This window comes from Streptomyces sp. CB02959 (assembly GCF_002803155.1).
In the GTDB taxonomy this organism is placed as follows: Bacteria; Actinomycetota; Actinomycetes; order Streptomycetales; family Streptomycetaceae; genus Streptomyces.
This window is the reverse complement of the sequence record NZ_NNBP01000004.1, coordinates 392,117-411,536: the sequence shown is the minus strand read 5'-3', so window position 1 is coordinate 411,536 and position 19,420 is coordinate 392,117. Positions and strand designations below refer to the sequence as shown.

Genomic DNA, 19,420 nt, shown 5'->3' with positions numbered 1-19,420 from the left:
GCGGCGGCCGGGGCGCCGGCGCCGTCGTCGATGATGGCCAGTTCGGCGCCGACCTCAACGGTCTCGTCCTCGGCCACCTTGATGGAGGCCAGCACGCCGGAGGCCGGGGCGGGGATCTCGGTGTCAACCTTGTCGGTGGAGACCTCGAGCAGCGGCTCGTCGGCTTCGACGCGCTCGCCCTCGGCCTTCAGCCAGCGGGTGACGGTGCCCTCGGTGACGCTCTCGCCGAGCGCCGGCAGGGTTACGGAAACCGCCATGGTTTCAGTTGCTCCTATCGCAAGTACGGATGTGGTCGCGCCCGGGACTGGGGGTCAGTCGTGGGAGTGGAGGGGCTTGCCGGCCAGGGCCAGGTGGGCCTCGCCGAGCGCCTCGTTCTGCGTCGGGTGCGCGTGGATGAGCTGCGCAACCTCGGCCGGCAGGGCCTCCCAGTTGTAGACCAGCTGGGCCTCGCCGACCTGCTCGCCCATACGGTCACCGACCATGTGGACGCCGACCACGGCACCGTCCTTGACCTGGACGAGCTTGATCTCGCCCGCGGTCTTGAGGATCTTGCTCTTGCCGTTGCCTGCAAGGTTGTACTTCAGAGCCACGACCTTGTCGGCGCCGTACAGCTCCTTGGCCTTGGCCTCGGTGATGCCCACCGAAGCGACCTCGGGGTGGCAGTACGTGACGCGCGGGACGCCGTCGTAGTCGATCGGGACGACCTTCTGGCCGGCCAGCCGCTCCGCCACCAGCATGCCCTCGGCGAAGCCGACGTGCGCGAGCTGGAGGGTCGGGGCGAGGTCGCCGACGGCCGAGATGGTCGGCACGTTGGTCTGCATGTACTCGTCGACCAGGACGTAGCCGCGGTCCATCGCGACGCCCTGCTCCTCGTAGCCGAGACCGGCGGAGACCGGGCCGCGGCCGATGGCGACCAGCAGCACCTCGGCCTCGAAGGTCTTGCCGTCGGCGAGGGTGACCTTGACGCCGTCGGCGGTGTACTCGGCCTTGTCGAAGAAGGTGCCGAGGTTGAACTTGATGCCCCGCTTGCGGAAGGCCCGCTCCAGCAGCTTGGAGCTGTTCTCGTCCTCGACCGGGACGAGGTGCTTGAGGCCCTCGATGACGGTGACGTCGGTGCCGAAGGACTTCCACGCCGAGGCGAACTCGACGCCGATCACGCCGCCGCCCAGGATGATCGCGGACTGCGGGACGCGGTCGAGCGTGAGCGCGTGGTCGGAGGAGATGATGCGGTTGCCGTCGATCTCCAGGCCCGGGAGCGACTTCGGCACGGAGCCGGTCGCGAGCAGGACGTGGCGGCCCTGGACCTGCTGACCGTTGACGGCGACGGAGGTCGGGGAGGACAGGCGGCCCTCGCCCTCGATGTAGGTCACCTTGCGGGAGGCGACCAGACCCTGCAGGCCCTTGTAGAGGCCCGAGATCACGTCGTCCTTGTACTTGTGGACGGCGTTGATGTCGATGCCCTCGAAGGTGGCCTTGACACCGAACTGCTCGGCCTCACGGGCCTGGTCCGCGATCTCGCCGGCGTGCAGCAGAGCCTTGGTGGGAATGCAGCCGTTGTGCAGGCAGGTGCCGCCGAGCTTGTTCTTCTCGATCAGGGCGACGTCCAGGCCCAGCTGCGCCCCGCGCAGGGCAGCGGCGTAACCACCGCTACCGCCTCCGAGGATCACTAGGTCGAAAACGGTGCTGGCGTCGTTCGCCACGTCACGTCCTCCATGCATGGGTGCGCCGGAGCCGGTCTTCGATGACCGGACCGCGGCTGTTGTTCGGCCGCTTTAACTCGGCCCTGGGTAAGGGGGGCCCTGTCCTGCCGAGAACCCATCTTCGCACTTGTTCAACGAAGGCGGGACGCGGGGCCGGGCTCTGGACGGCCGATCAGCCGCCCCATCGGGGTTACTGCTGCGTACTCACGTGCGGATTTCGTCGAGGGCGAACACGACGGGGCAAGCGTACCGACGGCCCCGGGTGATACCCGGGGCCGTCGCCGGCACGGCGGACCGAGCGGTCGGATCAGCCCAGGTCACCCTCGGCCGTGCGCTCGGCCAGGCGCAGCAGGGTGCGGACCGCGGAGCCGGTGCCGCCCTTGGGGGTGTAGCCCCAGGGCGCCCCCTCGTGGAAGGCCGGGCCGGCGATGTCCAGGTGCGCCCAGGCGATGCCCTCGCCGACGAACTCCTTCAGGAAGAGCCCGGCGACCAGGCCGCCGCCCATCCGGTCGCCCATGTTCGCGAGGTCGGCGACCGGGGAGTCCATGCCCTTGCGCAGCTCGGCCGGGAGCGGCATCGGCCAGGACTGCTCGCCGACCTCCTCGGCGATCTCGTGGATCGAGGTGCGGAAGGCGTCGTCGTTCGCCATGATCCCGAAGTGGCGGTGGCCCAGCGCCAGCACCATCGCCCCGGTCAGCGTCGCCACGTCCACGATCGCGTCCGGCGCCTCCTCCGAGGCCCGGGTCAGTGCGTCGGCCAGGACGAGCCGGCCCTCGGCGTCGGTGTTGAGCACCTCGACGGTCTTGCCGCTGTACATGGTCAGCACGTCACCGGGGCGGGTGGCGGAGCCGGACGGCATGTTCTCGGCGAGCGCCAGCCAGCCGGTGACGTTCACCGGGAGGTCCAGCCGGGCGGCGGCCACGACCGCGGCGAACACCGCGGCGGCACCGCTCATGTCGCACTTCATGGTCTCGTTGTGGCCGGCCGGCTTGAGCGAGATGCCGCCCGAGTCGTAGGTGATGCCCTTGCCGACCAGTGCCAGCGTGCGCTCCGCGTCGGCGTGCGTGTGCGCGATCCGCACCAGCCGCGGCGGCGTCTCCGAGCCCTGGCCGACGCCCATCAGGCCGCCGTAGCCGCCCTTCTTGAGCGCCTTCTCGTCCAGCACCTCGATGGTGAGGCCGAACTCCTTGGCGGCGGCCTGCGCTTCGGCGGCGAACTGCTTGGGGTCCAGGGCGTTGGAGGGCGTGTTGATCAGGTCGCGGGCGCGGTTGATCTCCGTGGCCAGCACCTGGGCGCGCTCCGCGGCGGCCTTGAACTCCTTGTCCCGCGGCTTGCCGCCGAGGACCACGGCCTCGCCCAGCGGCGCCGACTTGGCGTCGTTCTTCCGGGCCTTGGCGCCCTTGCCGTTCGCGCCGTTGCTGCGGAACGCGGTGAAGCTGTAGGCGCCCAGCAGCGCGCCCTCGCCCACCGCGGCGGCCGCACCGGCGTACTCGACGGGCAGCGCGAAGGCCGCCTTCTTGGCACCGGCCAGCGCCCGGGCCGCGCTGCCCGCGGCGCGGCGCAGCGCCTCGTGGTCGTAGGAGTCGTCCTTGGCCGGGGCGTCGCCCAGGCCGACCGCCAGCACGACCGGCGCCTTGATGCCGTCGGCTGCGGGCAGCTTGGTCACCTCGCCCTCGGCACCACTCGCGCCGAGGGTCTCCAGCACGGCGGCGAGCTTGCCACCGAACGCGTCGTCCACGGCCTCGGCGCCGGGGGCCACCACGACGCCCTTGGCGCCCTTGGCCATGCCGACGACGATGGCATCCGCACGCACCGTTGCGGCGGAAGAAGTACTGAGGGTCAGTGCAGTCACGGTGATGAAAGTCCTGTTCCGTCCGGGGAATCCGTTTCGCGCGTACGCGCTGCTGCGGCCGAGCCTACGCTCGGCGGCGCCGCCTGGCCCGGCCGGTTACGGCACCGGGGCCTGACAGGGCATCGGCCGACACCGGACGGATGCGTCAACTATGCCGCCGTATGGCCGAGTTGTCGGTTCCGTCGGATGTTCAGCCGAGTGCGAGCAGGACCAACGCGGTGAGTCCGGCGCTCTCCGCGAGGGCGCCGAAGACATCGCCGGTCACCCCGCCGAACCGCCGCCGGCAGTGCCGCAGCAGCAGTTCCCCGGCCGCCAGCCCCGACAGCGCGGCCAGCCCCGCGTGCAGCGCCCCGTACGGGCCGCCGGCCCCGGAGCCGAACGCCGCGCAGCCGGCCGCCACCAGCGCCGCGCACCCCACCGCCGCCGGCACCGGAACGGTCCCGGCGACCACCGCGCCCAGCCCCTCCGGACGGGCCGCCGGCACCCCCGCCCGGGAGGCCAGGGTCAGCGCACCGCGTGCGGTCACCGCCGCCACCACGGCCCCGACCGCGCCGGCCGCCCAGCCCGCCGCGTACAGCCCGGACAGCGCGGCCACCTGGGCGAGCAGCGCGAACAGCAGGGTGATGACGCCGAACGGCCCGATGTCGGACCGCTTCATGATGCGCAGCGCCTCCTCGGCCGGCTTGGCGCTGCCCAGGCCGTCGGCGGTGTCCGCGAGCCCGTCCAAATGCAGACCGCGGGTGAGCACCGCGGGCACCACGGCACTGCCGATCGCGGCCAGCAGCGGCCCGCCGCCCAGCAGCGACAGCACCCCGCCGAGCGCCGCCGCGCACAGGCCGACCACCAGCCCGGCCACCGGCGCGCACAGCATCCCGCCGCGGGCCGCGGCCCGGTCCCAGCGGGTCACCCGCACCGGCAGCACGGTCAGCGTGCCGAACGCGAACCGGAGGCCGTCGAGGGGGGAGGCGGGGGAGGGGGGTGCGGTGTCGGTCACCGCGGCAGGGTACCCGGGGCGGCCGCGGGGCGGGCACGCCCGCCCCGCGGCCGCTCACCAGGGGCGGTCCCGGCCCCGGGCGTACTGGACGTCCCGCGGCTTCCGCGGTCGCCACCAGTCCCACACCACGCACAGCACCAGCACCACCAGCACCGCCGCGACGTGCTCCTTGCCCGCCAGGTTGTTCTTGATGAACGCCACCTCGACGAGCATCGAGACGACCACCGCGACACAGGTGAAGCGGGCCCGGTAGCGCCAGCAGACGACCACCGCCAGGCCGACCACCGCCGCCGACGGACCGGTGTCGACCACGAACTTGTCGGAGTCCGGCAGCCCGATCGGACTGTCCGGGCCGATCCACAGGCCGATCCGGGCGTACATCGTCCCGGCGAGCGTGGCCGCGTAGGCGACCAGCAGCGTCTGCCACCGGCCGAGGCAGATCTCGGCGACCCCGAACACCACCAGGATCTGCACCAGCGCGCCCCACACCGGCAGGTCCAGCGCCGGCACGAACAGCGACAGCGGGGTCCGCAGCAGCGCCAACCACAGGTGCTCGTACGCCTGCACCGAGCCGATGTCCTGGACGGGCCGGTAGCCCCAGGACTGGTTCTGGACGAAGTGGAAGGTCAGCGTCAGGCACACCGCGGACAGGGTCAGCGGGATCGCCCGGAGCCGGCGTCCCACCAGCGTCGGCCACACGGTCCTCAGGAGCGGACCCCACTCGGCACGCGCGGCGCGTCGCAGGGCGGGCACCGTCCCCCGTCCCGCCCCGGGCTCTCTCATCTCCCGTGCTCCAGACGCTTGCGGTTCAGCCACTTCGGCAGACCCGGCGCTTCGAGGAAGCCCTCGGCGCGGGCCGCGGCGATGCCGATGCGCAGCACGTCGGTGCTCTTCTCGAAGAGCATGTACCGAGGTTCCCAGACGGGCCGGTATTTCGCGTTGGCGCGATAGAGCGATTCGATCTGCCACCACCGGGAGAAGAAGCCGAGCAACGAGCGCCACAGGCGTAGCACCGGGCCCGCGCCGAGCCGCGACCCCCGTTCGAAGACGGAGCGGAACATCGCGAAGTTGAGCGAGAGCTGAGTGATCCCCACCTCGCCGGCCCGCTGGATCAGCTCCAGCACCATGAACTCCATGAGCCCGTTGTCCGAATCCCGGTCCCGCCGCATCAGATCCAGCGACAGCCCCTTCGCCCCCCAGGGCGCGAAGCTCAACAGGGCCCGCAACTCGCCCTGGGCGTCGCTGCATTCGAGCATCACGCACCGGCCGTCCACGGGATCGCCCAGCCGGCCCAGCGCCATCGAGAAGCCCCGCTCGGTGTCCCCGTCGCGCCAGTCGTCGGCCACCCGCACCAGACGCGCCATCTCGTCCGCGGGGATGTCCTCGTGCCGCCGGACGCGCACCGTGTAACCGGCCCGCTCGATGCGGTGGTACGCCTGCCGCACGGTACGCATGGCCCGGCCGGACAGCGTGAACTCCGCGCAGTCCACGATCGCTTCGTCGCCCAGCTCCCACGCGTCCAGCCCGTGCCGGGCGTAGATCGTGCCGCCCTCCTCGCTCGCGCCCATCACCGCCGGCGCCCAGCCGTGCTCCCGGGCCTCGGCCAGCCACCGCTCGATCGCCCCCGGCCATGCCTCCGGATCGCCCAGCGGATCGGCGGAGGCCAGCGACACCCCGCCCACCACCCGGTACGTCACCGCCGCCTTCCCGCTGGGCGAGAACACCGCGCTCTTGTCCCGGCGTAAGGCGAAGTACCCCAGCGAGTCCCGGTCACCGTGCCGCGCCAGCAGCGCCCGCAACCGCTCCTCGTCCTCCGCGGTGATCGGATCGATGGCCCGGACCGACCGGAACGCCGCCCACAACACGGCCACCAGCAGCGCCGCGCTGAGCACGTTGATCGTGCCGTTGACCCAGTTCGGGGTGGCGATCCCGGGGAACCCGCGGTCGTCGGCGGCCAGCGACACCAGCCGCAGCAGGCCGTACCGCCAGCGTTCGGCGAACGTCGAGGCGCCGGCGGACTGCGCGGCGGCAGCCGCTCCAGTGGAGCCGGTGCCTGCACCGGGGGCGCCGTTGGCGACCGTCACCAGCAGCGCCGCCAGCACCGAGGTGACCAGCAGCCCGCCGGCCGCGGTCAGCGCCGCCAGCCTCGGGTTGGCCCGGTCGCCCTTGGCGTAGAACTCCCGCCGCCCGACCAGCAGGGACACCGTGAACAGCAGCGTCAGCGCCAGCGACACCCAGTTCCGCGGATGCGTCCGGTACTCCGGGGCGAGCGCCATCGCCACGGCCACCAGCAGCAGGAAGGGCCCGGACAGCACCAGGTTCAGGATCCACGCCGCCCGCTTCCGGCGCCGCAGCGTCACCGCCAGGAACAGCGAGAAGGCGCCGGAGGCGAACCCGGCGGTGAGCAGGTACGGCGTGAAGAAGTCCGCGGCGTTGTGGCGCCGGATGTCATTGCCCAACGACACCCACACCGCCCCGAGGACGTTGATGAAGGTGACGGCGCGCAGGTACCAGATGCCGAACGCGGCACCGCGCCGCGCCCATCGGTCGTGGGGGCGCTCTTCGTCCCGACTCAAAGCGATGTCTCCCGATAAAAGCGTGCAAAACGCGATCTTATGGGGAGCCGTCGCCGGACCGGTGTGCGGTCACGGACGGGCGGTGCAGCGGGCGCGTCCGGTGCCGTCAGTCGCGCACCGGAAGCTCCGCGGCCAGGGCGGCCGCCGCCCGTACCAACGGCAGGGCCAGCAGGGCCCCGGTCCCCTCGCCCGCTGTGACGCCGTGATCGAGCAGAGGGTTGAGCGCGATCCGGTCCAGTGCCTTGGCCTGCGCCGGTTCCCCGCTCGCCTGCCCGGCCACCCACCAGTCCGGCGCCCGGAACGCCGCCCGCTGCGCCACCAGGGCACAGGCCGCGGACACCACGCCGTCCAGGATCACCGGGGTGCGGCGCACCGCGCTCTGCAGCAGGAAGCCGGTGGCCGCGGTCAGGTCGGCTCCGCCGACGGTCGCCAGCAGCGCCAGCTGGTCGCCCAGGACCGGCCGGGCCCGCCGCAACGCGTCCCGGATCGCGGCGCACTTGCGCATCCAGGCCAGGTCGTCGATCGGCCGGCCGCCCCGCCCGGTGACGACCGAGGCGTCCGTTCCGCACAGCGCGGCGATCAGGGTGCCCGCGGCGGTGGTGCCGCCCACGCTCAGATCGCCCAGGACGACCAGGTCGGTGCCGGCGTCCGCCTCCTCGTCGGCGATCGCCATACCGGCCCGGAACGCCGCCTCGGCCTCCTCGGCGGTCAGCGCGTCCTCGATGTCGATCCGCCCCGAGCCCCGGCGGACGCGGTGCCGGGTGACCTCGTCCGGCAGCTCCGCCGGGTCGCAGTCCACCGCCATGTCCACCACCCGCACCGGCACCCCGGCGTCCCGCGCCAGCACCGCCGCCGGGCTCGCCCCGTCCAGGACGGCCCGCACCAGGTCCTTGGTGCCACCGGCCGGCCGGGCCGAGACGCCCAGCTGCGCCACACCGTGGTCGCCGGCGAACAGCAGCATCCGCGGCCGCTCCACGGGCCGCACCGGCACCCGCTGCTGCACGGCGGCCAGCCACCCGCCCAGTTCGTCCAGCCGCCCCAGGGCGCCCGGTGGTACGGCCGTCCGGGCTCGCCGGTCCTCGGCGGCACGGCGCACGTCGCCGTCGGGGCGCTCGATCAGTTGGGCGAAGTCATCGAGGTTCAGGGCGCTCATTGGGCGCAGATTACCGGCAACGGCGCGGCGACGGGCGCGCCACGGACCCCGGCCGCCGCCGACGGCCCGTCAGGCGGCGTCCCGGGCCGCGAACCGCACCTCGCACACCACCGTCCGCGACGGCCACCGCAGCCACCGGCGGGACCGGCCGGCCGCCCGGCGACCGGTCGCCAGGGGAAGGGCGCGCACCGCGGCGACGGCCGGATGGCGACGGGCCGACCGGGCCACCGCCGCCGTCCACCGGGGCAGCGCGTCCACCACCAGCGCCCCGCCGGGGAACCGCGCCGCACACACCGCCACCAACTCCCGTACCGCGCCCGCCGGCAGACCCGCGGGCGTCCCGGGCACCGCCACCACCACCCCGCGCTCCGGCGCGTCCACCAGCGCCGGCCAGTCGGCACCGGGCCCCGGGCGGCCCACGGTGCGCTGCCGGGGGCCGTCCGGCAGGAGCAGCCGGCGGGCCGCCGCGTCCCCGGGCGGCAGCACCGACAGCCAGGTCAGCCGCCCGTTGTCCAGCCGCCGGAAGCCGGTGCCCAGGCCCTCGCCGAGCACCACCACGGTGGCGTCCGGCCGGCGCGCCAGATAGCCGCGGACGGCGGCCTCGGCGGTGGCGCTCAGCTCGCCGGGGCCGCCCGGACCGGGGTCCCCGGCGCCAGGCAGCTGGAAGAGGAAGAGAGGCCCGTCATTGCGGGAGATTTCGGTCACATTCCCAGCGCACCCGCCGCGGCGCCGCCGGGCAAGCGGACACGGGCCGCGCCGGGCCGCCGTCAGCCGCGCAGCGCAAGCGCCTGGCCCGCGACCACCAGCAGCAGCTGCTCGCACTCCGCACCGAACGCGGCGTTCAGCCGCCCGAGTTCGTCCCGGAAGCGGCGGCCCGCCGGGGTCGCCGGGACCACCCCCGAACCGACCTCGTTGCTCACCGCCACCACCCGCCGCCGGGTCTCCCGCACGGCCGTCACCAGCGCGTCGCACCGCTCCCGCAGCGCCCGCCGGCCGCCCGCCTCCCAGGCCGCGTCGTCCCACGCCCCGACCTCGTCCATGGCGTGCGTCAGCCACAGCGCCAGGCAGTCGACGAGCAGCGGCGGCGCGGTCGCGGGCTCGGCCAGCAGCGGCACCAGGTCGCAGCTCTCGGCGGTCCGCCAGCCCGCCGGCCGCCGCTCGCGGTGCAGCGCCACCCGCTGCGCCCAGTCCTCGTCGCCCTCCCGGGTGCCCCCGGTGGCCACGTACAGCACCTCGGGGAACGCCAGCAGCCGCCGCTCGGCCTCCACCGACTTCCCGCTGCGCGCCCCGCCCAGCACCAGGGTGCGGCGCGGGAGGTCCGGCACCGCGTGGTACTCGCCGACCACCAGGGAGGTGCCGTCCGGCGCCGTACGGGCGCCCAGCGCCGCCAGCCGGCGGTGGAGTTCGGGCCCGGGCGGCACGGTGTGGTCCAGGTGCACCGCGACCACGTCGGTCGCCGCGTCCACCGCCCCGCTCGCCCGCAGCCGGGCCAGCGCGTCCGGCCGCGCCACCGCGTCCAGCAGCACCAGGTCGTACGGTCCCGGGCCGCCCTGCGGGGCGGAACCGTCGCCGGGGCCGCCGCGGGCCTCGCCCAGCCCGGCGGGTGCCGCGCCCGGCGGCAGGTAGAGGAGCCGCTCGCCGTCGCCGCCGGTGACCTCGTAGCCGGTGCCGGGGACGTCCACCGCGACCGCCCGCACCCGGTGCCCGTCCAGCAGCGCGAGCTCCCGCCCGTCGGCGACCCGGCCCGGCTGCGGCAGCCCCGCCGGCACTTCGAGCGCCGGTCCGTCGTGCGGATGGGAGAGCAGGACCTGGCGGACCCCGGCCAGTGACCGGCCCGCGCGGGCGGCGGCGAACGCCGGGCCCGGGGTCAGGTCGATCAGCAGGGCGCCGTCGATGAGCAGGGCGGTCGCGGCGCGCGCCGCGTCGCCGATCGCGGTCGCGCAGGCGGCGCACGGACAGTCGGGGCGCGGCAGCCCCTGCGGGGCCCCGGTGCCGAGGAGAGTCAGGTCCACCCGGGTAAGTCTCTCGCGTCCGGCCCGCACCAGCGCGGCGGGGAGCCCCTCGGCACCGCCGTCGGGCTTCCGGAGCGCGCCGGGGCACCCCTCGACACGGCAGTTAGGCTTCCGATCAAGCGGGGAAGCACGATCCGAAGGCACGGCGTACGGCGGGTCCCCGGCGTGCGCGGTGGGATCGGCGGACCCGGCGGACCCGGTGGGACTCCAGGAGGCGCACATGGCGTGGACGTGGCGGTTCGAGAAGGCGGACGGTTCGGAGGCGGTGCCCACCGTGGAACCGGACGAGTTCACGACCCAGGGGGACGCCGAGTCCTGGATCGGGGAGCAGTGGCGCGACCTCCGCGACGGCGGTGTCGACCAGGTCCGGCTGTTCGAGGACAGCACGGAGATCTACCCCGGGCCGATGAGCCTGCACGCCGACGAGGAGTGAGGCGCGGCGGGGGCCGGCGTCGCCGGCCCCCGTCCGCAAGCCGTCCGGGCTCAGGGCCGCTGGCCGCGCTTGACCTGCGGCTTCGGCAGCCGCAGCCGGCGCATCTGGAGCGTGCGCATGACCGCGTAGGCGCGGGCGCCCTTGACGTTCTCCTTGGGGAAGCGCTCCTGGAGCCGCTTGCCCAGCCGGACCCAGATCACCACCGAGTCCACCACGATCAGCACGATGATCACCAGCCACAGCAGCAGTGCGATGGTCTGGATCTGCGGCACCCGGACCATGGTCAGCACCAGGATCACTACGGCTACGGGCAGGAAGAACTCCGCCACGCACCACCGGGAGTCGACGTAGTCCCGGGCGAAACGACGCACCGGTCCCTTGTCGCGCACCGGCAGGAAACGCTCGTCGCCGTTGGCCAGGGCCTCGCGCTGGCGGGCCATGTCGGAGCGGCGGGCCTCCCGCTGCGCCTTCATGGCGTCCTTGCGGTTGGCCGGCGTCTGAGCGCGCGTGCGGCGCTGCGACTGGGAGTCGCTGCGCTTGGGCGTCGGGCGGCCCTTGGGGGCCTGCGGATCGCGGGGCTGCTGGGGCTGGGACGCGGTCACCTTGGCGGCCGCGGCCCGCTCATCCTTCGAACGGCTTCGGAACACAACACCCAAGAGTACGTGCTTGCCGGGAATGAGCCATGGGTCGAGGGGGAACGATCCGGCAACGGCACCGGCCTTACCGCGGGGGCACAAGCGGACAGACCGGACGGTCCGGCAGTGCTCCGGGGCCGTCCTACTCCCTGGGCTGGAGACGCCGGACGCCCTGATCGTCCTGGAGGAGGAGCGCATCCGGCCCCGAACAGTGCGGTAATGGAACCAAGGCCCGTACTGTGGGGTCTGTAGATGTGCTGGAGCCTAAGTCCGATGCAAGTCGGCCAGAAGGGGGCGCGCGAGGCCCATGAGCGATGGTGTCATGAAGCGGATGGGGATGATCTTCCGCGCGAAGGCCAACAAGGCCCTTGACCGGGCTGAAGACCCGCGCGAGACCCTCGACTACTCGTACCAGAAGCAGCTCGAACTGCTGCAGAAGGTACGCCGCGGCGTCGCCGACGTGGCGACCTCCCGCAAGCGCCTGGAGCTGCAGCTCAACCAGCTCCAGGGCCAGTCCGCCAAGCTGGAGGACCAGGGCCGCAAGGCGCTGGCGCTCGGCCGCGAGGACCTGGCCCGCGAGGCGCTGACCCGGCGCAGCGCGCTGCAGCAGCAGGTCACCGACCTGGAGACGCAGCACCAGACCCTCCAGGGCGAGGAGGAGAAGCTCACGCTGGCCGCCCAGCGGCTGCAGGCCAAGGTCGACGCCTTCCGCACGAAGAAGGAGACGATCAAGGCCACGTACACGGCCGCCCAGGCGCAGACCCGGATCGGCGAGGCGTTCTCCGGCATCTCCGAGGAGATGGGCGACGTCGGCCTGGCGATCCAGCGGGCCGAGGACCGGACCGCGCAGCTCCAGGCCCGGGCCGGTGCCATCGACGAGCTGATGGCCTCCGGCGCGCTGGACGACCCGACCGGCATGGCCAAGGACGACATCACCGCCGAGCTGGACCGGCTCTCCGGCGGCAGCGACGTCGAGCTGGAGCTGCAGCGGATGAAGGCCGAGCTGGCGGGCCCGTCCGCCCAGCAGCAGGCCATCGAGGGCGGCCAGGGCGGTGCCGCCCAGCAGGCCCCGCAGCAGCAGCACCCGCGTCTCGACAAGCAGTGACCGACGGCGGCGGACCGCCCCGCACGGTGCGGTCCGCTGCCGCCGCGACCCCGCTCGACCGGAAGAAGCCGGAACAAGGGAGACCGTCGTGATCGTACGGATCATGGGGGAGGGGCAGGTGAAGCTGGACGATGCCCACTTCATCGAGCTCAACAAGCTGGACGACGAACTGCTCGCCGAGATGGAGAGCGGTGACGAAGCCGGATTCCGGCGCACCCTCGGTGCCCTGCTGGACTCCGTCCGCCGCCTCGGCACCCCGCTGCCGGACGACGCCCTGGAACCCTCCGAGCTGATCCTGCCCGCACCGGACGCCAGTCTGGACGAGGTCCGGGAGATGCTCAGCGACGACGGTCTGATCCCGGGCTGAGCCCGCCGGCACACCGCACCCCAGCGCACTACGGACAGCGCCCCGGCCCCTTGAGGGACCGGGGCGCTACCGTTGCGTCCTGTGACAGCCCCCGTTGCAGCCCAGGACGCGACCCGCGTCGCCCGGCTCCGCCAGTGGCACCGGACGCACCAGCTCGCGTTCGACGCCGCCGTGGCGGCGGTGGCGTTCGTGGTGATCCTGTGCGGCGCGGTGGCCGGGCCGCACGGCCCGCACGGCACGCACCTGCCCCGGCTCGCCGCCCGCGAGCTCACCGCCACCACGGTGGCGCTGGCCGCCCTCGCCTGCGGCGCGCTGGTGCTGCGCCACCGGCTGCCCCGCACGGTGCTGGCCGTGACCGGCTCGCTGACCATCGTCGAACTGGTCGTTCAGTCCAGCGCCCCGCGCGCCCCGGTCGCCGGCGCGGCGGTGATCGCCCTGTTCACCGTGGCCTCCCGCACCGACCGGCCCACCACCTGGCGGATCGGCGCGCTCACCTGCGTGGTGCTGACCGCCGCCGCGATGTTCTTCGGGCAGCGCCCCTGGTACGCCCAGGAGAACGTGGCGATCCTCGCCTGGACCGGGATGGCGGCGGCCGCCGGCGACGCGGTCCGCAGCCGCCGGGCCTACGTGGACGCCATCCGCGAGCGGGCCGAACGCGCCGAGCGCACCCGTGAGGAGGAGGCCGGCCGCCGGGTCGCCGAGGAGCGGTTGCGTATCGCCCGCGAACTGCACGACGTGGTCGCCCACCACATCGCCCTGGTCAACGTCCAAGCCGGGGTCGCCTCGCACGTCATGGACAACCGCCCAGACCAGGCCAAACAGGCCCTCGCGCACGTCCGGGAGGCGTCCCGGTCGGCGCTGGAGGAGCTGCGCGCCACGGTCGGCCTGCTGCGCCAGTCCGACGACCCGAGGGCGCCCACCGAGCCGGCGCCCGGCCTCGGCGTCCTGGACCAGCTGATCGACGGGTTCGTCCGGGCCGGTCTGCCGGTCGCCCTGGAACTGCCGCCCGCGCCGCAGCCCGCCCTGCCCGCCTCGGTGGACCTGACCGCCTACCGGGTCGTCCAGGAGGCGCTGACCAACGTCCGCAAGCACGCCGGCGACGGCGCCCGCGCCTCGGTGCGGATCATCCGCACCGAGGGCGCGCTGACCGTGACCGTCCAGGACGACGGCCGCGGCGCCGGATCGCACGCCGTGAGCGCCCCGGAGGAGGGGGCCGTGCCGGAGGCCGGCGGCGGCCATGGTCTGATCGGGATGCGCGAACGGGTCCAGGCGCTGCGCGGCACGGTCGTCATCGGCCCCCGCGCGGCCGGTGGCTTCCAGGTGCGGGTCACCCTGCCGCTGGGCGGCGCGCGTACCGGCGGGACGACATGAGCGCGAGGGCGACGGGGATGACCATCAAGGTGCTGCTGGCCGACGACCAGACGCTGCTGCGCAGCGCGTTCCGCATCCTGGTCGAATCCGAGCCGGACATGCGGGTGGTGGGCGAGGCGTCCGACGGGGCGCAGGCGTACGAGCTGGCCCGCACCGAGCGTCCCGACGTCGTCCTGATGGACATCCGGATGCCCGGCACCGACGGCCTGGCCGCCACCCGCCTGATCAGCCAGGACCCGGACCTGGACGGCGTCCACGTGGTCATCCTCACCACGTTCGAGGTCGACGACTACGTCGTGCAGTCGCTGCGGGCCGGGGCCAGCGGCTTCCTCGGCAAGGGCGCCGAGCCGGACGAGCTGCTGCACGCGATCCGGATCGCGGCCGGCGGGGAGGCGCTGCTCTCGCCCGCCGCGACCAAGGGCCTGATCGCCAGGTTCCTCGCACAGGGCGAGGGCCCGGACGAGGACCGGCCCGGCGGCGCCGGCAGCGAGCGGCTGGCCACGCTCACCGGCCGGGAGCGCGAGGTGCTGGTGCTGGTGGCCGGCGGACTGTCCAACGACGAGATCGCCGAGCAGCTGGACGTCAGCCCGCTGACCGTCAAGACGCACGTCAACCGCGCGATGGCCAAGCTCGGCGCCCGCGACCGGGCCCAACTGGTGGTCATCGCCTACGAGTCGGGACTGGTCCGCCCGCGGGCGCACTGAGCGCGGGCCGGGGCCGTACGCCCAGGGGTGCAGGACGGGTGGAGCCCCCCGTACTCCGAACGCGGTACGGGCGGCGGCCGGAAACCGACCTGCGAGCGAGGAAAACCGGTCTGGCCATGGCGGAGGGTGTAGGTGGGCCGGTGTCGGCCCTCCCGCCGGGCCCGAACACGGCTCCCGCCGCCGTTCCCCGCCCCCGGTACCCGCTTTTCTGAACCGAAGAGAGAGACCCCTACCCATGTCCTGGCTGTCCCGACTCAGCCTCGTACAACGGGGCCTGATAGCGCTGATGTCGATCGTGGCGATCGCCTTCGGCGCCATCGCGATCCCGCAGCTCAAGCAGCAGCTCCTGCCCTCCATCGACCTGCCGATGGTCTCCGTGATCGCCCCGTACCAGGGCGCCTCGCCCGATGTCGTCGAGAAGCAGGTGGTCGAGCCGCTGGAGAACGGCATCCAGGCGGTCAACGGCATCAAGAGCGTCACCTCGACGTCGAGCGAGGGCTCCGGCGTCATCATGGCGCAGTTCGACTACGGCAACGACTCCAAGACCCTGGTCGCCGACGTCCAGCAGGCCGTCAACCGGGCTCGGGCCAAGCTGCCCAAGGACGTGGACCCGCAGGTGGTCTCCGGCGGCACGGACGACCTGCCCACGGTCGTCCTCGCCGTCTCCTCCACGACGAAGGACCAGCAGACCCTCGCCGACCAGCTGAACCGCACCGTCGTCCCGGACCTGAAGAACATCGACGGCGTCGGCCAGGTCAACGTAGGCGGCGTGCAGGACCGGATCGTCGCGGTCACCCCGGACGACAAGAAGATGGCCGCCGCGGGCCTGAACCCCGCCGCGATCGGCCAGGCGCTCCAGGCCAACGGCACGTCGGTGCCGGCCGGAGCCTTCTCCGAGGACGGCCGCAGCAAGACCGTGCAGGTCGGCGCGGGCTTCACCTCGGTCGCGCAGATCAAGGACCTGATGGTCGCCCCGGCGGCCGGCCCGATGGGCGGCGGCCAGGGCGGCAAGCCGGCCCGGCTCGGCGACGTCGCCACCGTCAAGGAGGCGTCGGCCACCCCGACCTCGATCACCCGCACCGACGGCAGGCCCAGCCTCTCGGTCACCGTGACGATGAACCAGGACGGCAGCGCGGTCGCCATCTCCGACGCGGTCAAGGGCAAGCTGGACGGCATCCGCAAGGACCTGGGCGCCGGCGCGAGCGTCACCATCGCCTCCGACCAGGGCCCGCAGGTCTCCAAGTCCATCGAGTCGCTGACCACCGAGGGCCTGCTCGGCCTGGTGATGGCCGTGATCGTGATCCTGGTCTTCCTGCTGAGCCTGCGCTCGACCCTGGTCACCGCGGTCTCCATCCCGCTGTCCGTGGTCATCACGCTGATCGTGCTGTGGACCGGTGACCTCTCCCTGAACATGCTCACCCTGGGCGGTCTGACCATCGCGATCGGCCGGGTCGTCGACGACTCGATCGTCGTCCTGGAGAACATCAAGCGGCACCTGGGCTACGGCGAGGAGCGCCGCGAGGCGATCCTCAAGGCCGTCAAGGAGGTCTCCGGCGCGATCACCTCCTCGACCCTCACCACGGTCGCGGTGTTCCTCCCGATCGGTGTGGTCGGCGGCATGGTCGGCGCCCTCTTCGGCTCCTTCTCCATCACCGTCACCGTCGCCCTGCTCTCCTCGCTGCTGGTCTCGCTGACCGTGGTGCCGGTGCTGTCCTACTGGTTCCTGCGCGCCCCGCGGCTCGCCGAGGGCGCCGACCCCGAGGAACTGCGCCGCAAGGCCGAGGAGAAGGAGGCCCGCAGCGCGCTTCAGCGGCTCTACGTCCCGGTGCTGCGCTTCGCCACCCGCCGCCGCGCGATCAGCCTGCTGATCGCCGTGGTGATCCTCCTCGGCACCTTCGGCATGGCCCCGCTGCTCAAGACCACCTTCTTCGACCAGGGCAAGCAGGACACCCTGAGCATCAAGCAGGAGCTGAAGCCCGGCACCAGCCTGACCGCGGCCGACGCGCAGGCCAAGCGGGTCGAGAAGGTCCTCGCGGCCGACAAGGACGTGCAGGACTACCAGGTCACCGTCGGCTCCTCCGGGATGATGGCGGCCTTCGGCGGCGGCTCCAGCGCCAACCAGGCCAGCTACCAGGTCAAGCTCAAGAGCTCCGCCGACTCCGACAAGGTCACCGAGAACCTCCGCGCCGAACTGGCCAAGCTCGGCCCGGCCGCCGGCGACACCTCCGTCTCCGCGGGCGGCGGCGGCTTCGGCAACCAGAACCTCAGCGTGGTCGTCAAGGCCGGCGACGCCGACGTCCTGGCGCAGGCCAGCGAGCAGGTCCGCAAGGCCGTCGCGGGCCTGGACAACGTCACCGACGTCCAGAGCGACCTGTCGCAGAGCGTGCCGCGGATCTCCGTGACGCCCAACGAGAAGGCCGCCGCGGCCGGTTACTCGCAGGCCACGCTCGGCCAGGCCGTCGCCCAGGCCGTCAGCGGCACCCCCAGCGGCAAGGCCGTGCTCGACGACACCGAGCGCGACGTGGTGATCAAGTCGGCGCACCCGGCCACCACCGAGGCCCAGTTGAAGGACCTGCCGCTGCCGACCCCGTCCGGGATGGCCCGGCTGGGCGACCTGGCCACCGTCAAGACCGTGGCCGGCCCGGTCCAGATGACCCGGATCGACGGCGCCCGTTCGGCGACCGTGACCGCGAAGCCGACCGGCGACAACACCGGCGCGGTCTCCGCCAAGCTGCAGAGCAAGATCAACTCGCTGAAGCTGCCGGCCGGCGCCACCGCCACCGTCGGCGGCGTCTCCCAGGACCAGTCCGACGCGTTCGGCAAGCTGGGCCTGGCCATGCTGGCGGCCATCGCGATCGTCTTCCTGCTCCTGGTGGGCACCTTCCGGTCGATCATCCAGCCGCTGATCCTGCTGATCTCGATCCCGTTCGCGGCGACCGGCGCGATCGGCCTGCTGGTCGCCACCGGCACCCCGATGGGCGTCCCGGCCATGATCGGCATGCTGATGCTGATCGGCATCGTGGTCACCAACGCCATCGTGCTGATCGACCTGATCAACCAGTACCGGGCGCAGGGCTACGGCGTCGTCGAGGCGGTCATCGAGGGCGGCCGGCACCGCCTCCGCCCGATCCTGATGACCGCCCTGGCCACGATCATGGCGCTGCTGCCGATGGCGCTGTCCATCACCGGCGACGGCGGCTTCATCTCCCAGCCGCTGGCCGTGGTCGTGATCGGCGGTCTGATCACCTCCACGCTGCTCACCCTCCTCCTCGTCCCGACGCTCTACGCGGTCATCGAGCTCCGCAAGGAGCGCCGGGCGAAGAAGAAGGCGGACAAGCGGGCCGGGAAGGACGGCGGCGCCGCGGCCCCCGCGGACGCCGACCGGGCACCGGAACCGGCCGGGGTGTGACCCCCACCCGCACCGCATGACCCACGGAGCCCCCGCGACCGCACCTACGGCCGCGGGGGCTCCCTCGTCATGCGCGGGGCGCCCCGGCCCGGCTCACCACCGCAGCGCCGTGAAGTCCACCGGCCGCGGCCGGAGCGACTGCGTCCGGGCGGTCAACTCCCGCATCCGCCGGGCCATTTCCGCGGCCGGCAGCCGCCTCCGGTCACCGTGTCCGGGCAGCAGCCACTCGAAGCGCAGCCGGCCGGCGGTCCGGGCCAGCGACGCCGCCAACTCCGTGATCGAGTACCAGGTGACGCTCTCCGCCACCTCGACGTCCCCGGTCGCCCGCGACCAGTAGAAGCTGTCGCCGCTGAAGCAGTACCGCTCGTCCGCGACGTAGAGCACGCTGCCCAGGGTGTGGCCGGGCAGCGGGTGCACCACCACCCCCTCGGCGACCTCCACCGGATCGGTGCCGCGCAGCACCCGGTCCGCGTTCGGCGCCGCGTCCAGGTCGCCCTCGTGGATCCACAGCCGCGCCCCGAAGCGGTCGGCGTAGCGGCGTCCGTGCGCGGCATGGTCCCGGTGGGTGAGCAGTACGTCGGTCACCGCCCCGGCCGCCTCGAACCGCCCGGCCAGCGCCTCGCTGAACCGCGGGGTGTCGATCATCATCTGGGTGCCGCCCGGCCGCCGCAGCAGGTACGCGTTGGCCCCGGCGGTGTGCGGCGAGTTGTGCCCGCAGAAGCTGACCGCGTCGTCGAGCCGCAGCGGGAACGGGTCCAGCTCCGCCGCCACCCGCCCGCCGCGCCGCCGGACCGACCGCGTCGGACAGGCGAACGCCACCGCGTTCAGCTGCCGTTCCTCCGCCGCCCCGCGCGGCTGCCGGACCACTTCGGACCGCCCGCCGACCTCCTCGATCAGCTCCGGCGCGAGCTGCCGCGCCACATCGCAGTTGGTGCACCGGTCGTCCACGTACCAGTCACCGCCGCCGTCCTTCGCTAACGGCGCCGACCGGTCGTCCGCTGTGGTGTTCACGGTCCTTCTGCCTCCTTGACCCCTGTGCCTCGCTGGGCCCGATGGTTTCCCTGGTTCCCGCGGTCCCGAGGTTCCCGCGCCACACCGGAAAAGAGGAA

General features: G+C 73.4%; 17 protein-coding genes. 6 read left to right on the top strand and 11 right to left on the bottom strand.

What is annotated here, in order from left to right; genetic code table 11:
- The 9 genes from CG747_RS09765 to CG747_RS09725 all read right to left on the bottom strand — a co-directional run.
- Positions 1–257, bottom strand: a 257-nt coding sequence (locus CG747_RS09765) for a biotin/lipoyl-containing protein (RefSeq protein ID WP_308303768.1), incomplete at its 3' end; no start/stop codon positions are given.
- Positions 258–311: 54 nt separating this feature from the next.
- The gene (gene lpdA, locus CG747_RS09760) at positions 312–1,700 is read right to left on the bottom strand and encodes a dihydrolipoyl dehydrogenase (RefSeq protein WP_180985459.1); all 1,389 of its coding nucleotides are present in this window, start codon (positions 1,698–1,700) and stop codon (positions 312–314) included.
- Between the two features lie 307 nt (positions 1,701–2,007).
- Entirely contained in the window at positions 2,008–3,552 is a 1,545-nt protein-coding gene (locus tag CG747_RS09755) for a leucyl aminopeptidase (protein ID WP_100601252.1), read from the bottom strand.
- A 190-nt stretch (positions 3,553–3,742) separates the two neighbouring features.
- Positions 3,743–4,546 carry an adenosylcobinamide-GDP ribazoletransferase gene (locus CG747_RS09750; protein ID WP_100601251.1) on the bottom strand — a complete coding sequence of 268 codons (804 nt, stop codon included), beginning with the start codon at positions 4,544–4,546 and terminating at the stop codon, positions 3,743–3,745.
- Positions 4,547–4,600: 54 nt separating this feature from the next.
- A complete protein-coding gene (locus CG747_RS47865) occupies positions 4,601–5,329 on the bottom strand; it encodes a hypothetical protein (RefSeq protein WP_180985458.1) in 729 nt (242 codons plus the stop codon).
- Positions 5,326–7,122, bottom strand: a complete 1,797-nt coding sequence (locus CG747_RS09740) for a phosphatidylglycerol lysyltransferase domain-containing protein (protein WP_100601250.1) — start codon at positions 7,120–7,122, stop codon at positions 5,326–5,328. Before CG747_RS09740 ends, CG747_RS47865 begins: the two co-directional genes overlap by 4 nt.
- A gap of 106 nt (positions 7,123–7,228) precedes the next feature.
- Entirely contained in the window at positions 7,229–8,275 is a 1,047-nt protein-coding gene (gene cobT, locus CG747_RS09735) for a nicotinate-nucleotide--dimethylbenzimidazole phosphoribosyltransferase (RefSeq protein WP_100601249.1), read from the bottom strand.
- A gap of 69 nt (positions 8,276–8,344) precedes the next feature.
- The gene (locus CG747_RS09730) at positions 8,345–8,980 is read right to left on the bottom strand and encodes a methyltransferase (protein ID WP_100601248.1); all 636 of its coding nucleotides are present in this window, start codon (positions 8,978–8,980) and stop codon (positions 8,345–8,347) included.
- Positions 8,981–9,042: 62 nt separating this feature from the next.
- Positions 9,043–10,287, bottom strand: coding sequence for a bifunctional adenosylcobinamide kinase/adenosylcobinamide-phosphate guanylyltransferase (locus CG747_RS09725; RefSeq protein WP_180985457.1), 1,245 nt, complete (start codon positions 10,285–10,287; stop codon positions 9,043–9,045).
- 220 nt (positions 10,288–10,507) lie between these two features.
- On the opposite strand from CG747_RS09725, the gene CG747_RS09720 reads away from it, so the two are divergent.
- Positions 10,508–10,720: a hypothetical protein gene (locus CG747_RS09720; protein WP_100601247.1), complete on the top strand. Its 213-nt coding sequence runs from the start codon at positions 10,508–10,510 to the stop codon at positions 10,718–10,720.
- A gap of 50 nt (positions 10,721–10,770) precedes the next feature.
- Here the strand turns inward: CG747_RS09720 and CG747_RS09715 are convergent, their stop codons facing one another.
- The gene (locus tag CG747_RS09715) at positions 10,771–11,367 is read right to left on the bottom strand and encodes a DUF3043 domain-containing protein (RefSeq protein ID WP_100601246.1); all 597 of its coding nucleotides are present in this window, start codon (positions 11,365–11,367) and stop codon (positions 10,771–10,773) included.
- Positions 11,368–11,677: 310 nt separating this feature from the next.
- On the opposite strand from CG747_RS09715, the gene CG747_RS09710 reads away from it, so the two are divergent.
- From CG747_RS09710 to CG747_RS09690, 5 genes are all read left to right on the top strand, one after another.
- Positions 11,678–12,460: a PspA/IM30 family protein gene (locus tag CG747_RS09710; protein WP_100601245.1), complete on the top strand. Its 783-nt coding sequence runs from the start codon at positions 11,678–11,680 to the stop codon at positions 12,458–12,460.
- 88 nt (positions 12,461–12,548) lie between these two features.
- Entirely contained in the window at positions 12,549–12,827 is a 279-nt protein-coding gene (locus CG747_RS09705; protein WP_100601244.1) for a hypothetical protein, read from the top strand.
- Positions 12,828–12,908: 81 nt separating this feature from the next.
- On the top strand, positions 12,909–14,198 hold the full coding sequence (locus tag CG747_RS09700; protein WP_100601243.1) for a sensor histidine kinase: 1,290 nt from the start codon (positions 12,909–12,911) through the stop codon (positions 14,196–14,198).
- Positions 14,199–14,215: 17 nt separating this feature from the next.
- Positions 14,216–14,902, top strand: a complete 687-nt coding sequence (locus CG747_RS09695; RefSeq protein WP_100601242.1) for a response regulator transcription factor — start codon at positions 14,216–14,218, stop codon at positions 14,900–14,902.
- Between the two features lie 235 nt (positions 14,903–15,137).
- Entirely contained in the window at positions 15,138–18,311 is a 3,174-nt protein-coding gene (locus CG747_RS09690) for an efflux RND transporter permease subunit (protein WP_100601241.1), read from the top strand.
- A 93-nt stretch (positions 18,312–18,404) separates the two neighbouring features.
- Here CG747_RS09690 and CG747_RS09685 read toward each other — a convergent pair whose 3' ends face one another.
- Positions 18,405–19,322, bottom strand: a complete 918-nt coding sequence (locus CG747_RS09685; RefSeq protein WP_100601240.1) for an MBL fold metallo-hydrolase — start codon at positions 19,320–19,322, stop codon at positions 18,405–18,407.
- Between the last annotated feature and the right edge of the window lie 98 nt (positions 19,323–19,420).

Coding starts and splice junctions, on each gene's coding strand:
- CG747_RS47865 (WP_180985458.1), bottom strand. CDS start 5,329: ATGAGAGAGCCCGGGGCGGGACGGGGGACGGTGCCCGCCCTGCGACGC.
- cobT (WP_100601249.1), bottom strand. CDS start 8,275: ATGAGCGCCCTGAACCTCGATGACTTCGCCCAACTGATCGAGCGCCCC.
- CG747_RS09720 (WP_100601247.1), top strand. CDS start 10,508: ATGGCGTGGACGTGGCGGTTCGAGAAGGCGGACGGTTCGGAGGCGGTG.
- CG747_RS09710 (WP_100601245.1), top strand. CDS start 11,678: ATGAAGCGGATGGGGATGATCTTCCGCGCGAAGGCCAACAAGGCCCTT.
- CG747_RS09695 (WP_100601242.1), top strand. CDS start 14,216: ATGACCATCAAGGTGCTGCTGGCCGACGACCAGACGCTGCTGCGCAGC.
- CG747_RS09690 (WP_100601241.1), top strand. CDS start 15,138: ATGTCCTGGCTGTCCCGACTCAGCCTCGTACAACGGGGCCTGATAGCG.